The following is a 14,151-nucleotide window of genomic DNA, read 5'->3' as shown; positions in this document are numbered from 1 at the left end:
GTCGCCACCCGGCAAGGCCTCAGGCTCCGTCCTGCAAACTTCTGGCGTACATCCGCCCTTCCGCGGCCAATGCTCGCAGGCTCGGATCCTGCTCGCGGTTGCGGGCAAAGACGATCGCAATCAGCTGCTGCATCTGGTACGGCTGTGCCAGCTTCAGTAGCTGCACCGAATTTTCGTACACTTTCTTCATCCTGCCCGGCATCAGCGTAAACCCGACCCCCGCCTGCACCAGGCTCAGCATCGAGAAAATATCGTTTACCCGCGTCACAATCTCCGGCTCGAAACCGGCAATATGAAACGCTTCCTGAAACCCGGCGTAAGTGGCGAACCCTTCCGCGAGGGCGACAAACTTCTGATCTTTATAGTCACGCAGATCGGCGGGACCGCTGGTATTCAGCGTGGCAGAGGCCGGTGCGGCAAGGAAAATATCGTCATGGAACAGGGGCAGCACTTCGAGGCTGTTACGGTCGATATCGCTCTCGGAGATAGAGATTAAAATCGCATCCAGCGACCCCTCATCCAGCATATGGAGCAGGGTTTCGTTCGAGCCCATCGTCAGATCCATCTCCAGATCCGGACGGCGCAGCTTCATGCCCATTATCAGGCGCGGCACGGTTTCCAGCGTCAGCGAGTAAAGCGTACCGACGCGCAACCGTCCCTGGCCGATACCGGCAATCTTGCGCGACTCTTCCAGCCCGCGCTCCATCACCTGCATCACCTCCTGACAATACTCCAGCAGCGTCCACGCGGAGGGGAGGGCAATCAGGTTACGCCCTTTGTGAGCAAAGAGCGGGCAGCGGACGTTCTCTTCGAGGGTATGCAGCGCGCGGTGCACGCTGACACCGCTCAGGCCGAGCGTTTCGGCGGTACGTGCGATATTGCCCTTGTCCATGAACGTCATGAAGATGCTGAGCTTACGGAATGTAATCTCGCTCGTGGTATCGAAGCCCATAACCCTCCCGGCGTGTTAGTCGGCTTGCAGCATCGCTTCCAACTGTTCCTGCGCGTCCAGCCATGCCATTTCGCACTCTTCGAGGCTGGATTTGGCTTTCGCCTGCGTTTGCAGACAGTCCGTCAGCTCCGCTTTGCGGCTCTGATCGTACAGTTCGCTGTCGCCCAGCTTCTCTTCGACGGCAGCAAGCGTGGCGTTGAGCTTTTCCATCTCTTTTTCGAGACGGGCAATCTCTTTACGCAGCGGCTGCGTCTGGGTGCGCAGTTCCGCTTCACGGCGCTTCTGATCTTTACGCGCCTGGGCGCTGTTGGCGTTGTCTTTCGCTGACTCTTCCGGCTGGTTTTCCTGCTTCTGCACGTCCGTCAGCCACTGCTGATAATCTTCCAGATCGCCGTCGAACGGCTCCACTTTGCCGCCGTGCACCAGGTAGAGATCGTCGGTGGTGGAGCGGATCAGGTGGCGGTCGTGCGATACGACAACCAGCGCCCCTTCGAACTCTATCAGCGCTTCGGTCAGCGCCTGGCGCATGTCGAGATCGAGGTGGTTGGTCGGTTCATCAAGCAGCAGCAGGTTCGGGCGCTGCCAGACGATCAGCGCCAGCACCAGACGGGCTTTTTCGCCCCCGGAGAAGCGCTCGGTGTTTTCCGTCACCTTATCGCCCTGGAAGCCAAAGCCGCCGAGGTAGTCGCGCAGTTTCTGCTCCATCTCCTGCGGCGCCAGGCGCGCCAGGTGCTGGATCGGCGATTCATCCGCGCGTAAAAATTCCAGCTGATGCTGGGCGAAGTAGCCAAGCTTGATGCCTTTCGCCAGGCCGATTTCGCCGCTGACCGGGTTAAGCTCGCCCGCCAGCAGCTTGATCAGCGTCGATTTACCGGCGCCGTTACGTCCCAGCAGACCAATGCGTGAACCTGGCACCAGGTTGAGCTTGATAGAGTCGAGGATAATGCGATCGCCATAGCCCGCGCTCACTTTTTCCATTTTCAGCAGCGGGTTCGGCAGGCTCTCCGGCTCGCGGAAGCTGAAGTGGAACGGGTTATCCACGTGCGCGGGGGCAATCATCTCCATGCGTTCCAGCATTTTGACGCGGCTCTGCGCCTGCTTGGCTTTTGACGCCTTGGCCTTGAAGCGATCCACAAAGCTTTGCAAGTGCGCCACGCGCTGCTGCTGGCTTTCATACATCGCCTGCTGCTGGGCGAGGCGCGTCGCGCGCTGGCGCTCGAAAGAGCTGTAGTTGCCGGTGTACTCGAACAGGCTTTGCTGTTCGATATGAATGATTTTATCCACCACCGGGTCGAGGAAGTCGCGGTCGTGGGAGATCAGAATCAGAGTGCCCTGATAGCTCTTGAGCCACTTCTCCAGCCAAATAACCGCATCGAGATCGAGGTGGTTGGTCGGTTCATCGAGCAGCAGGAGGTCAGAGCGGCAGATCAGCGCCTGCGCCAGGTTAAGGCGCATACGCCAGCCACCCGAGAAATCGCTCACCGGGCGTTCAAGCTGTTCGTTGCTGAAGCCCAGGCCGTGCAGCAGGCTGGAGGCGCGGGAGCGAATGGTCCAGGCGTCGATGGCGTCCAGCTTGCCGTGGACGGTGGCGATGGCGTGGCCGTCGTTGCGTTCGTTGGCGGCGTTGAGCTCCGCTTCGAGCTTGCGGTATTCACGGTCGCCGTCGATAACATAGTCGAGCGCCGGTTCGCTCAGCGCGGGGGTCTCCTGGTTTACCCAGGCGAGCTGCCAGTTGCCCGGGAAGGTAAAGTTCCCGCCATCCGCGCTTATCTCGTTTTTCAGCAGTGCCAGCAGGGTGGATTTACCGCAGCCGTTTTTGCCGACCAGCCCCACTTTCTGGCCCGGGTTGATGGTAGCAGTCGCGTTATCCAGCAGGACGCGCACGCCGCGACGAATTTGTAACGAGGAGAAAACAATCATAGAAGCGCCGTATGTTCCGACTATGTTAATTTGTCATTATGATAATGTAAGGTGTGGGCCAATTTCCCCACCGGGCCGCCATGGTAGCCCAAAACGACAACAATACACAAAAACAGAACCGGGAGGGGAGTGATGTCTCAGACAGCGAAAGTGCTGCTGCTGTATGCCCATCCGGAATCACAGGACTCGGTGGCAAACCGGGTGCTGCTTAAGCCGGCCACACAGCTCAGTAACGTAACGGTGCACGATCTCTACGCGCACTATCCCGATTTCTTTATTGATATTCCTTACGAGCAGGAACTGCTGCGTCAGCACGACGTGATTGTGTTCCAGCATCCGCTTTATACCTATAGCTGTCCGGCGCTGCTGAAAGAGTGGCTGGACCGCGTGCTGAGCCGGGGCTTTTCCAGCGGGGTGGGGGGCAACCAGCTGGCGGGAAAGTACTGGCGGAGTGTCATCACCACCGGTGAGCCGGAAAGCGCTTACCGTCACGACGGGCTGAACCGTTACCCCATGAGCGACATTCTGCGGCCGTTTGAGCTGACGGCGGCGATGTGCCGTATGCACTGGATGAGCCCGATTATTATCTACTGGGCACGGCGGCAGGATCCGAAAGCGCTGGCGAGCCATGCCAGGGCCTATGGCGAATGGCTGGCGTCACCGATTCCGGCGGGAGGACGCTAATGGACGGTTCGAATTTACTCCTCGCCGGGGTGCTGTTTTTGTTCGCCGCCGTCGTCGCGGTCCCCCTTGCCGCGCGTCTCGGCATTGGCGCGGTGCTGGGCTATTTGCTGGCGGGGATAGCCATTGGTCCCTGGGGGCTTGGGTTTATCAGCGATGTGGATGAAATTCTCCACTTCTCCGAGCTGGGCGTGGTGTTCCTGATGTTTATCATCGGGCTTGAGCTTAATCCGTCCAAGCTGTGGCAACTGCGGCAATCTATTTTTGGCGTCGGGGCGGCGCAGGTATTGCTCAGCGCCGCCATTCTGGCGGGCCTGCTGATGCTGACGCAGTTTTCCTGGCAGGCCGCGGTGATTGGCGGGATCGGTCTTGCGATGTCGTCGACGGCGATGGCGCTTCAGCTGATGCGCGACAAAGGGATGAACCGCAACGAGGCGGGGCAACTGGGCTTTTCGGTGCTGCTGTTCCAGGATTTAGCGGTGATCCCGGCGCTGGCGCTGGTGCCGCTGCTGGCAGGCTCCGGAGACGATCATTTCGACTGGATGAAGATCTCCATGAAGGTGCTGGCCTTCGCGGGGATGCTGATCGGCGGACGGTTTTTACTGCGTCCAGTGTTCCGGTTTATTGCCGCATCCGGCGTACGCGAGGTCTTCACCGCCGCAACGCTGCTGCTGGTGCTTGGTTCAGCGCTGTTTATGGATGCGCTGGGGCTGTCGATGGCGCTCGGGACGTTTATCGCCGGGGTGCTGCTTGCGGAAAGCGAGTACCGCCACGAGCTGGAGACCGCCATCGATCCGTTTAAGGGGCTGCTGTTAGGGCTGTTCTTTATCTCGGTGGGTATGGCGCTTAATCTTGGCGTGCTCTATACCCATCTGCTGTGGGTTATTGCGAGTGTCGCCGTGCTGGTGGCGGTCAAAACGCTGGTGCTTTATCTCCTCGCGCGGATTTACGGGCTGCGCAGCTCGGAAAGGATGCAGTTTTCCAGCGTGTTAAGTCAGGGCGGAGAGTTTGCGTTTGTGCTGTTTTCCACTGCGTCGTCTCAGAAGCTGTTCAAAGATGACCAGATGGCGCTGCTGCTGGTGACGGTCACGCTGTCGATGATGACCACGCCGCTGCTGATGAAGCTGGTGGACAAACTGCTGTCGCGCCGCCTGAATCCCGCAGACGATGAAGACGAAGCGCCGTGGGTGGAAGATGATAAACCGCAGGTGATCGTCGTGGGCTTTGGCCGCTTCGGACAGGTGATTGGTCGCCTGTTGATGGCAAATAAAATGCGCATTACGGTGCTGGAGCGCGATATCAGCGCCGTCAACCTGATGCGCAAATATGGTTATAAGGTGTACTACGGGGATGCGACGCAGCTTGAGCTGTTGCGCTCGGCGGGCGCAGAGGCTGCGGAGTCCATCGTCATCACCTGTAACGATCCGGAAGACACAATGAAGCTGGTGGAGCTGTGCCAGCAGCATTTCCCGCATCTGCATATTCTGGCGCGTGCGCGCGGACGTGTTGAGGCTCACGAACTTTTGCAGGCGGGTGTGAAACACTTCTCCCGCGAAACCTTCTCCAGCGCGCTGGAGCTGGGGCGCAAGGCGCTGGTTTCGCTGGGTATGCATCCTCACCAGGCGCAACGCGCCCAGATGCATTTCCGCCGGCTGGATATGCGAATGCTGCGTGAACTGATGCCTGTGCACAGCGACACGGCGCAGATCTCCCGCGTGCGGGAAGCGCGTCGCGAACTGGAGGAGATCTTCCAGCGTGAGATGCAACAGGAACGACGCCAGCTCGACGGCTGGGATGAATTTGAATAAAGGGTAACGAAAGATGGCTTTACGTAAACGCTTTATCGCGGGCGCAAAATGCCCGTCTTGCCAGGCGCAAGATACGCTGGCCATGTGGCGGGAGAATAATATCGATATTGTTGAATGTGTTAAGTGCGGTCACCAGATGCGTGAGGCCGACAAAGAAGCCCGCGATCACGTTCGCAAAGAAGAGCAAGTGATCGGCATTTTTCATCCAGACTAGCGATATGCTCTGAGTTTTTTTAAGCTTAAGGGTACACGGGTGCAGAATTCCGCTACAATCTGCGCCAGCAATTTTCCCACGCTCAGGAGATATCATGAAAGTAGCAAAAGACCTGGTGGTCAGCCTGGCCTATCAGGTACGTACAGAAGACGGTGTGTTGGTTGATGAGTCTCCGGTGAGTGCGCCGCTGGACTACCTGCATGGTCACGGTTCCCTGATTTCCGGCCTGGAAACGGCGCTGGAAGGTCATGAAGTTGGCGACAAATTCGACGTTGCTGTCGGCGCGAACGACGCTTACGGTCAGTATGATGACAACCTGGTTCAGCGCGTTCCTAAAGACGTGTTCATGGGCGTTGACGAGTTGCAGGTTGGCATGCGCTTCCTGGCTGAAACTGACCAGGGTCCGGTTCCGGTTGAAATCACAGAAGTTGAAGACGACCACGTTGTGGTTGACGGCAACCACATGCTGGCTGGTCAGAACCTGAAGTTCAACGTAGAAGTTGTTGCTATCCGTGAAGCGACCGAAGAAGAGCTGGCTCATGGCCACGTTCATGGTGCGCACGGTCATGACCACGATCACGGCCACGACGGCTGCTGCGGTGGTCACGGCCACGATCATGGTCATGACCACGGCCACGGTAAAGGTGGTTGCGGTAACGGCGGCTGCGGCTGCCACTGATTCCGTACTGCGGAAAATAAAAAAGCGGGATAATCCCGCTTTTTTTACGCCTCAATAATGAGGTGGTGGCGTCTCTTCAGCCTGAGAGGCGATGTGCGACGACTGCGTTGCCTTCACTTTTTCAGTGAGAAGTCGCATCAAATCGCGCATTTTTGCCATTTCAAGCTCATGAGCCGTCACGGTCTGGTTCAGTTCTTCGATGGTGATGTCCTGAAAAGCCAGGCGGCTTTCCAGCTCAGCCAGTCTCGCTTCGAGCGTTGTATCCTTCATCATTCACCTCGTTTATCTCTCATGCGCCATAATGGACCAGCGGCGGCGAAGTTTATCTGACTTTTTCCTTAAGTACAGTATCCATCTCCCTGACAAGAAACTTATTTAAACAAAAATAGTCTGAAAAGAAGCGACATTCGGGGGAGTCTGTCTGTAGATTTCTTCCACAACGTTTTATAGTACGTCACTCATTTACGTTTAACACTGGGGTGAGAGACCTCAGGTCCTGGAGATATGGATGAAATCACTGTTTAAAGTTACGCTGCTGGCGACCACTATGGCTGTAGCGCTCAATGCGCCGCTGTCTTTCGCTGCTGATACTGCTGCGAAGCCTGCTGCGACTACAGACAGCAAAGCGGCATTCAAGAATGACGACCAGAAATCCGCCTACGCACTTGGCGCGTCTCTGGGCCGTTACATGGAAAACTCTCTGAAAGAACAAGAGAAACTGGGCATCAAACTGGACAAAAACCAGCTGATCGCAGGGGTTCAGGATGCGTTCGCAGACAAGAGCAAACTGTCTGACCAGGAAATCGAGCAGACTCTGCAAGCGTTTGAAGCGCGCGTGAAAGGCGCCGCTCAGACCAAGATGGAAGCAGACGCTAAAGATAACGAAGCGAAAGGCAAAGCCTACCGCGATAAGTTCGCTAAAGAGAAAGGCGTTAAAACGTCTTCTACTGGCCTGATCTATATAGTTGAGAAAGAAGGTACCGGCGACGCGCCTAAAGACAGCGACACCGTTGTAGTTAACTACAAAGGTACGCTGATCGACGGTAAAGAGTTCGATAACTCTTATACTCGCGGTGAGCCTCTCTCCTTCCGTCTGGACGGTGTGATCCCGGGCTGGACCGAAGGCCTGAAGAACATCAAGAAAGGCGGTAAAATCAAGCTGGTCATCCCACCGGATCTGGCTTACGGCAAAACCGGCGTTCCGGGTATCCCGGCTAACTCTACGCTGGTATTTGATGTAGAACTGCTGGACATCAAACCGGCGCCGAAAGCGGATGCGAAAACAGACGCACCGGCTGACGACAAAGCCGCAGCAGCTAAGAAGTAATGCTGAAAAAAACCGCCGCCTTTACAGGCGGCGGTTTTTTTATTGTGGGGCAGATATAATTAACACTGGAAAGCGTTATACACGCTGTATTAATTTAGTTGTCCGTGTAGATAATGAGCCTGCCCTGAAAACCTAACGACAGGCTCCTGAAAAGGAGTGTTTTTTTCATGTCCAGGTCGCTTTTAACCAACGAAACCAGTGAACTTGATTTGCTGGATCAACGTCCATTTGACCAGACCGACTTCGATATTCTGAAATCCTACGAAGCGGTAGTGGACGGGTTAGCGATGCTCATTGGTTCCCACTGCGAAATCGTATTGCATTCCCTGCAAGATCTTAAGTGTTCCGCTATCCGCATTGCGAATGGTGAGCACACTGGCCGTAAAATTGGTTCGCCAATCACCGACCTTGCATTGCGTATGTTGCATGACATGACCGGCGCGGACAGCAGCGTCTCAAAATGCTATTTCACCCGCGCCAAAAGCGGCGTGCTGATGAAATCAGAAACGATCGCGATTCGAAACCGCGAACACCGGGTGATCGGTTTGCTGTGCATCAACATGAACCTTGATGTGCCATTCTCGCAAATCATGAGCACTTTCATTCCGCCAGAAACGCCGGACGTGGGCTCATCGGTGAACTTTGCCTCTTCTGTTGAGGATCTCGTGACACAGACGCTGGAGTTCACCATTGAAGAGGTGAATGCCGATCGCAACGTATCCAACAACGCCAAGAATCGTCAGATCGTCCTGAACCTCTATGAGAAAGGGATTTTTGATATCAAAGATGCCATCAACCAGGTGGCCGATCGCCTGAATATCTCCAAACACACGGTTTACCTCTATATTCGCCAGTTCAAAAGCGGCGACTTCCTGGGGCAAGACAAGTAATGCGTTTTGCGTTAATGGTGACGGGCCCGGCGTACGGTACCCAGCAGGCCAGCAGCGCGCTACAGTTTGCCCATGCGCTGCTTGATGCCGGTCATGAACTGGCAAGCGTCTTCTTCTATCGTGAAGGGGTCTATAACGCGAACCAGTTTACGTCCCCGGCGAGCGATGAGTTTGACCTTGTGCGCGCCTGGCAAAAATTAAACGAAACGCAGGGCGTCGACCTGCATATCTGCGTCGCGGCGGCACTGCGTCGCGGCGTGACGGATGCGACTGAAGCCGAACGCCTTGGTCTGGCAGGGGCTAACCTGCAACCGGGCTTTTCGCTCAGCGGATTAGGCGCATTAGCACAGGCGGCGTTGACCTGCGACAGAGTGGTGCAATTTTGATGAAGCGCGTAGCGTTTGTTTTTACTTCTGCCCCGCATGGCAGCGCTTCAGGCCGGGAAGGGCTGGATGCATTGCTGGCGACCTCGGCTTTAACCGAAGATATTGGCGTCTTCTTTTTAGGCGATGGCGTATTCCAGCTTCTGGCAGGCCAACAACCGCAGGCTATTCTTGCGCGCGACTACATTGCGACCTTTAAAGTTCTGCCGCTCTATGACATTGAAACCTTCTATGTGTGCGCCGACTCGCTGGCCGCTCGTGGGTTAAATGAGAAAATACCGGTCGTGCTGGACGTGACGATCCTGACATCTTCTGCGCTGCGCGAACAACTTTCTCACTACGATACCGTTCTGACTTTCTGAGGCTGTCATGCTCCATACCCTGAGCCGTTCACCGTGGCAATGCGATATCGACACGTTACTGAGCATGCTGCGCGAAGGCGATGATCTGCTGCTGATTCAGGATGGCGTGCTCGCGGCGCTTGATGGCAGCCGTTTTGTTGAAATCCTCGCTAATGCCCCCATAACAGTCTCTGCGCTTAAAGAGGATCTGGATGCGCGGGGTCTTTCTGGTCAAATTTCAGCCAAAATTGACGTGGTTGGCTATACTGATTTCGTCAATCTTACTGTGACGCACGCCAGTCAAATGAACTGGTGATTTGAGATCGCTGTATATTTCTTGACACCTTTTCGACGTAGCCCTAAAATTTCGCGTCCTCATATTGTATGAGGTCGTTTTATTACGTGTTTACGAAGCAAAAGCTAAAACCAGGAGCTATTTAATGGCAACAGTTAACCAGCTGGTACGCAAACCACGTGCACGCAAAGTTGCAAAAAGCAACGTGCCTGCGCTGGAAGCCTGCCCGCAGAAACGTGGCGTATGTACTCGTGTATATACCACCACTCCTAAAAAACCAAACTCCGCACTGCGTAAAGTATGCCGTGTGCGTTTGACTAACGGTTTCGAAGTGACTTCCTACATCGGTGGTGAAGGTCACAACCTTCAGGAGCACTCCGTGATCCTGATCCGTGGCGGTCGTGTTAAAGACCTTCCGGGTGTTCGTTACCACACCGTTCGTGGTGCGCTGGACTGCTCAGGTGTTAAAGACCGTAAGCAGGCTCGCTCCAAGTACGGCGTGAAGCGTCCTAAGGCTTAATGGTTCTCCGTTAAGTAAGGCCAAACTGATTTATCTTAATGTCAAACTAAACTCGTAGAGTTTTGGACAATCCTGAATTAACAACGGAGTAATCCCATGCCACGTCGTCGCGTCATTGGTCAGCGTAAAATTCTTCCAGATCCGAAATTCGGATCAGAACTGCTGGCAAAATTTGTAAATATCCTGATGGTAGATGGTAAAAAATCTACTGCAGAAGCAATCGTATACAGCGCGCTGGAGACCCTGGCTCAGCGTTCTGGTAAAAATGAACTGGAAGCTTTCGAAGTCGCTCTCGACAACGTGCGCCCGACTGTAGAAGTTAAGTCTCGCCGCGTTGGTGGTTCTACTTATCAGGTTCCAGTTGAAGTTCGTCCGGTTCGTCGTAATGCTCTGGCAATGCGTTGGATCGTTGAAGCTGCTCGTAAACGCGGTGATAAATCCATGGCTCTGCGTCTGGCGAACGAACTTTCTGATGCTGCAGAAAACAAAGGTACTGCAGTTAAGAAACGTGAAGACGTTCACCGTATGGCAGAAGCCAACAAGGCGTTCGCACACTACCGTTGGTAATCCCTTCGGAGTCGTAGTCACCAGGCGGGCGCTTCAGAGAAGCCGCCCGCTCTGGGTAACTTAACTGAACGCCTAAAGATATAAACGAGGAATCAAATGGCTCGTACAACACCCATCGCACGCTACCGTAACATCGGTATCAGTGCGCACATCGACGCCGGTAAAACCACTACTACCGAACGTATTCTGTTCTACACCGGTGTAAACCATAAAATCGGTGAAGTTCATGACGGCGCAGCCACCATGGACTGGATGGAACAGGAGCAGGAGCGTGGTATTACTATCACCTCCGCAGCGACTACTGCTTTCTGGTCAGGTATGGCTAAGCAGTACGAACCGCATCGCGTAAACATCATCGACACCCCAGGGCACGTTGACTTCACCATCGAAGTAGAACGTTCCATGCGTGTTCTTGACGGCGCGGTAATGGTTTATTGCGCAGTTGGTGGTGTTCAGCCACAGTCTGAAACCGTATGGCGTCAGGCTAACAAATATAAAGTTCCACGCATCGCGTTCGTTAACAAAATGGACCGTATGGGTGCTAACTTCCTGAAAGTTGTTGGCCAGATCAAAACCCGTCTGGGCGCGAACCCTGTTCCGCTTCAGCTGGCAATTGGTGCTGAAGAAGGCTTCACCGGTGTTATCGACCTGGTGAAAATGAAAGCCATCAACTGGAACGAAGCAGATGCGGGCGTTACCTTCGAATACGAAGATATCCCGGCAGAGATGCAGGACCTGGCTGACGAATGGCACCAGAACCTGATCGAATCCGCAGCAGAAGCTTCTGAAGAGCTGATGGAGAAATACCTGGGTGGTGAAGAACTGACTGAGCAAGAGATCAAATCTGCTCTGCGTCAGCGTGTTCTGAACAACGAAATCATCCTGGTAACCTGTGGTTCTGCGTTCAAGAACAAAGGTGTTCAGGCAATGCTGGATGCGGTAGTTGACTACCTGCCATCCCCGGTTGACGTTCCTGCGATCAACGGCATCCTGGACGACGGTAAAGATACTCCGGCTGAGCGTCACGCAAGTGATGACGAGCCGTTCTCTGCGCTGGCGTTCAAAATTGCTACCGACCCATTCGTGGGTAACCTGACCTTCTTCCGCGTTTACTCTGGTGTGGTTAACTCCGGTGACACCATCCTGAACTCCGTGAAATCGGCGCGTGAACGTTTTGGCCGTATCGTACAGATGCACGCTAACAAACGTGAAGAGATCAAAGAAGTTCGTGCGGGCGACATCGCTGCTGCTATCGGTCTGAAAGACGTGACTACTGGTGACACCCTGTGTGACCCGGATCACCCGATCATTCTGGAGCGTATGGAATTCCCTGAGCCGGTAATCTCCATCGCGGTTGAACCAAAAACCAAAGCTGACCAGGAAAAAATGGGTCTTGCTCTGGGCCGTCTGGCGAAAGAAGACCCATCATTCCGCGTATGGACTGATGAAGAATCTAACCAGACCATCATCGCTGGTATGGGTGAACTGCACCTGGACATCATCGTTGACCGTATGAAGCGTGAATTCAACGTTGAAGCGAACGTGGGTAAACCTCAGGTTGCTTACCGCGAAGCGATTCGCGCGAAAGTTACCGATGTTGAAGGTAAACACGCTAAGCAGTCTGGTGGTCGCGGTCAGTACGGTCACGTTGTGATCGACATGTACCCACTGGAGCCGGGCTCTAACCCTAAAGGTTACGAGTTCATCAACGACATCAAAGGTGGTGTAATTCCTGGCGAATACATCCCTGCCGTTGATAAAGGTATCCAGGAGCAGCTGAAAGCTGGTCCTCTGGCTGGTTACCCGGTTGTAGACATGGGTGTTCGTCTGCACTTCGGTTCTTACCACGACGTTGACTCCTCTGAACTGGCGTTTAAACTGGCTGCGTCTATTGCCTTTAAAGAAGGCTTTAAGAAAGCAAAACCAGTTCTGCTTGAGCCAATCATGAAGGTTGAAGTAGAAACTCCGGAAGAGAACACCGGTGACGTTATCGGTGACTTGAGCCGTCGTCGCGGTATGCTGCGTGGTCAGGAATCCGAAGTAACTGGCGTTAAGATCCACGCTGAAGTTCCGCTGTCTGAAATGTTCGGATATGCAACTCAGCTGCGTTCTCTGACCAAAGGTCGTGCATCATACACTATGGAATTCCTGAAGTATGATGATGCGCCGAACAACGTTGCTCAGGCCGTTATCGAAGCCCGTGGTAAGTAATCCACAGGATTAAAACCTAAGTCCCGTGCTCTCTCCGAAGGGGAGAGCACTATAGTAAGGAATATAGCCGTGTCTAAAGAAAAATTTGAACGTACAAAACCGCACGTCAACGTTGGTACTATCGGCCACGTTGACCATGGTAAAACTACCCTGACTGCTGCAATCACTACCGTACTGGCTAAAACCTACGGCGGTGCTGCTCGTGCTTTCGACCAGATCGATAACGCACCAGAAGAAAAAGCTCGTGGTATCACCATCAACACCTCTCACGTTGAGTATGACACCCCGACTCGCCACTACGCACACGTAGACTGCCCAGGCCACGCCGACTATGTTAAAAACATGATCACCGGTGCTGCGCAGATGGACGGCGCGATCCTGGTTGTTGCTGCGACTGACGGCCCTATGCCTCAGACTCGTGAGCACATCCTGCTGGGTCGTCAGGTAGGCGTTCCTTTCATCATCGTGTTCCTGAACAAATGCGACATGGTTGATGACGAAGAGCTGCTGGAACTGGTAGAGATGGAAGTTCGTGAACTGCTGTCTCAGTACGATTTCCCAGGCGACGACACTCCAATCGTTCGTGGTTCCGCGCTGAAAGCGCTGGAAGGCGACGCAGAGTGGGAAGCGAAAATCATCGAACTGGCTGGCTTCCTGGATTCTTACATCCCAGAACCAGAGCGTGCGATTGACAAGCCATTCCTGCTGCCAATCGAAGACGTATTCTCCATCTCCGGTCGTGGTACCGTTGTTACCGGTCGTGTAGAGCGCGGTATCATCAAAGTTGGTGAAGAAGTTGAAATCGTTGGTATCAAAGAGACTGCGAAGTCTACCTGTACTGGCGTTGAAATGTTCCGCAAACTGCTGGACGAAGGCCGTGCTGGTGAGAACGTTGGTGTTCTGCTGCGTGGTATCAAGCGTGAAGAAATCGAACGTGGTCAGGTTCTGGCGAAGCCAGGCTCAATCAAGCCACACACCAAGTTCGAATCTGAAGTGTACATTCTGTCCAAAGACGAAGGCGGCCGTCATACTCCGTTCTTCAAAGGCTACCGTCCACAGTTCTACTTCCGTACAACTGACGTGACCGGTACCATCGAACTGCCAGAAGGCGTAGAGATGGTAATGCCAGGCGACAACATCAAGATGGTTGTGACTCTGATCCACCCAATCGCGATGGATGACGGTCTGCGTTTCGCAATCCGTGAAGGCGGCCGTACCGTTGGCGCGGGCGTTGTTGCTAAAGTTCTGGGCTAATTAATTATCCCTGAAATAAAAAGGACGCTTCGGCGTCCTTTTTTGTTTTCTGCCGTTGGGCATTGTCATAAAAATTCGCATTTTTTGCTTTCTCCCGCCACGTATTCCG

The 14,151-nt window shown here is 54.3% G+C and carries 16 protein-coding genes; 13 read left to right on the top strand and 3 right to left on the bottom strand.

Annotated features, from left to right (window positions below):
• Positions 1-19 precede the first annotated feature (19 nt).
• Together L2Y28_RS20560 and L2Y28_RS20555 are read right to left on the bottom strand one after the other, a co-directional pair.
• On the bottom strand, positions 20-952 hold the full coding sequence (locus tag L2Y28_RS20560; protein WP_022649599.1) for a LysR substrate-binding domain-containing protein: 933 nt from the start codon (positions 950-952) through the stop codon (positions 20-22).
• 15 nt (positions 953-967) lie between these two features.
• Positions 968-2,872 (bottom strand): ABC transporter ATP-binding protein, encoded by a 1,905-nt coding sequence (locus tag L2Y28_RS20555; RefSeq protein ID WP_022649598.1) that lies wholly within the window; start codon positions 2,870-2,872, stop codon positions 968-970.
• 132 nt (positions 2,873-3,004) lie between these two features.
• Between L2Y28_RS20555 and kefG the strand changes: the two genes are divergently transcribed.
• The 4 genes from kefG (at position 3,005) to slyD (ending at position 6,254) form a co-directional block, all read left to right on the top strand.
• Complete coding sequence (gene kefG, locus L2Y28_RS20550) at positions 3,005-3,556, top strand: glutathione-regulated potassium-efflux system ancillary protein KefG (protein WP_003861686.1); 552 nt, start codon at positions 3,005-3,007, stop codon at positions 3,554-3,556.
• The gene (gene kefB, locus L2Y28_RS20545; protein ID WP_003861688.1) at positions 3,556-5,361 is read left to right on the top strand and encodes a glutathione-regulated potassium-efflux system protein KefB; all 1,806 of its coding nucleotides are present in this window, start codon (positions 3,556-3,558) and stop codon (positions 5,359-5,361) included. The genes kefG and kefB overlap by 1 nt, the downstream gene beginning before the upstream one ends.
• A gap of 13 nt (positions 5,362-5,374) precedes the next feature.
• On the top strand, positions 5,375-5,575 hold the full coding sequence (locus tag L2Y28_RS20540) for a YheV family putative zinc ribbon protein (protein ID WP_022649597.1): 201 nt from the start codon (positions 5,375-5,377) through the stop codon (positions 5,573-5,575).
• 94 nt (positions 5,576-5,669) lie between these two features.
• Positions 5,670-6,254 carry a peptidylprolyl isomerase gene (slyD, locus tag L2Y28_RS20535; RefSeq protein WP_022649596.1) on the top strand — a complete coding sequence of 195 codons (585 nt, stop codon included), beginning with the start codon at positions 5,670-5,672 and terminating at the stop codon, positions 6,252-6,254.
• Between the two features lie 51 nt (positions 6,255-6,305).
• On the opposite strand, the gene L2Y28_RS20530 is transcribed toward slyD, so the two are convergent.
• Positions 6,306-6,524, bottom strand: coding sequence for a protein SlyX (locus tag L2Y28_RS20530; protein WP_022649595.1), 219 nt, complete (start codon positions 6,522-6,524; stop codon positions 6,306-6,308).
• A gap of 238 nt (positions 6,525-6,762) precedes the next feature.
• On the opposite strand from L2Y28_RS20530, the gene fkpA reads away from it, so the two are divergent.
• From fkpA to tuf, 9 genes are all read left to right on the top strand, one after another.
• The gene (fkpA, locus tag L2Y28_RS20525) at positions 6,763-7,581 is read left to right on the top strand and encodes an FKBP-type peptidyl-prolyl cis-trans isomerase (protein ID WP_022649594.1); all 819 of its coding nucleotides are present in this window, start codon (positions 6,763-6,765) and stop codon (positions 7,579-7,581) included.
• 167 nt (positions 7,582-7,748) lie between these two features.
• The gene (locus tag L2Y28_RS20520) at positions 7,749-8,471 is read left to right on the top strand and encodes a transcriptional regulator (protein ID WP_003861697.1); all 723 of its coding nucleotides are present in this window, start codon (positions 7,749-7,751) and stop codon (positions 8,469-8,471) included.
• Positions 8,471-8,857, top strand: coding sequence for a sulfurtransferase complex subunit TusD (gene tusD, locus L2Y28_RS20515; protein ID WP_003861699.1), 387 nt, complete (start codon positions 8,471-8,473; stop codon positions 8,855-8,857). Before L2Y28_RS20520 ends, tusD begins: the two co-directional genes overlap by 1 nt.
• Positions 8,857-9,216: a sulfurtransferase complex subunit TusC gene (gene tusC, locus L2Y28_RS20510; protein WP_022649593.1), complete on the top strand. Its 360-nt coding sequence runs from the start codon at positions 8,857-8,859 to the stop codon at positions 9,214-9,216. Before tusD ends, tusC begins: the two co-directional genes overlap by 1 nt.
• A 7-nt stretch (positions 9,217-9,223) precedes the next feature.
• On the top strand, positions 9,224-9,511 hold the full coding sequence (tusB, locus tag L2Y28_RS20505) for a sulfurtransferase complex subunit TusB (protein WP_022649592.1): 288 nt from the start codon (positions 9,224-9,226) through the stop codon (positions 9,509-9,511).
• 124 nt (positions 9,512-9,635) lie between these two features.
• On the top strand, positions 9,636-10,010 hold the full coding sequence (rpsL, locus tag L2Y28_RS20500; RefSeq protein WP_000246815.1) for a 30S ribosomal protein S12: 375 nt from the start codon (positions 9,636-9,638) through the stop codon (positions 10,008-10,010).
• 96 nt (positions 10,011-10,106) lie between these two features.
• Positions 10,107-10,577, top strand: a complete 471-nt coding sequence (gene rpsG, locus L2Y28_RS20495; RefSeq protein ID WP_003861706.1) for a 30S ribosomal protein S7 — start codon at positions 10,107-10,109, stop codon at positions 10,575-10,577.
• 96 nt (positions 10,578-10,673) lie between these two features.
• Positions 10,674-12,788: an elongation factor G gene (fusA, locus tag L2Y28_RS20490; RefSeq protein WP_022649591.1), complete on the top strand. Its 2,115-nt coding sequence runs from the start codon at positions 10,674-10,676 to the stop codon at positions 12,786-12,788.
• 69 nt (positions 12,789-12,857) lie between these two features.
• Complete coding sequence (gene tuf, locus L2Y28_RS20485; RefSeq protein WP_022646700.1) at positions 12,858-14,042, top strand: elongation factor Tu; 1,185 nt, start codon at positions 12,858-12,860, stop codon at positions 14,040-14,042.
• The last annotated feature ends 109 nt before the right edge of the window (positions 14,043-14,151 follow it).

Source organism: Enterobacter sp. JH25, assembly GCF_021725435.1.
Classification (GTDB): Bacteria; Pseudomonadota; Gammaproteobacteria; order Enterobacterales; family Enterobacteriaceae; genus Enterobacter; species Enterobacter intestinihominis.
This window is presented reverse-complemented; position numbering and strand designations above follow the sequence as displayed.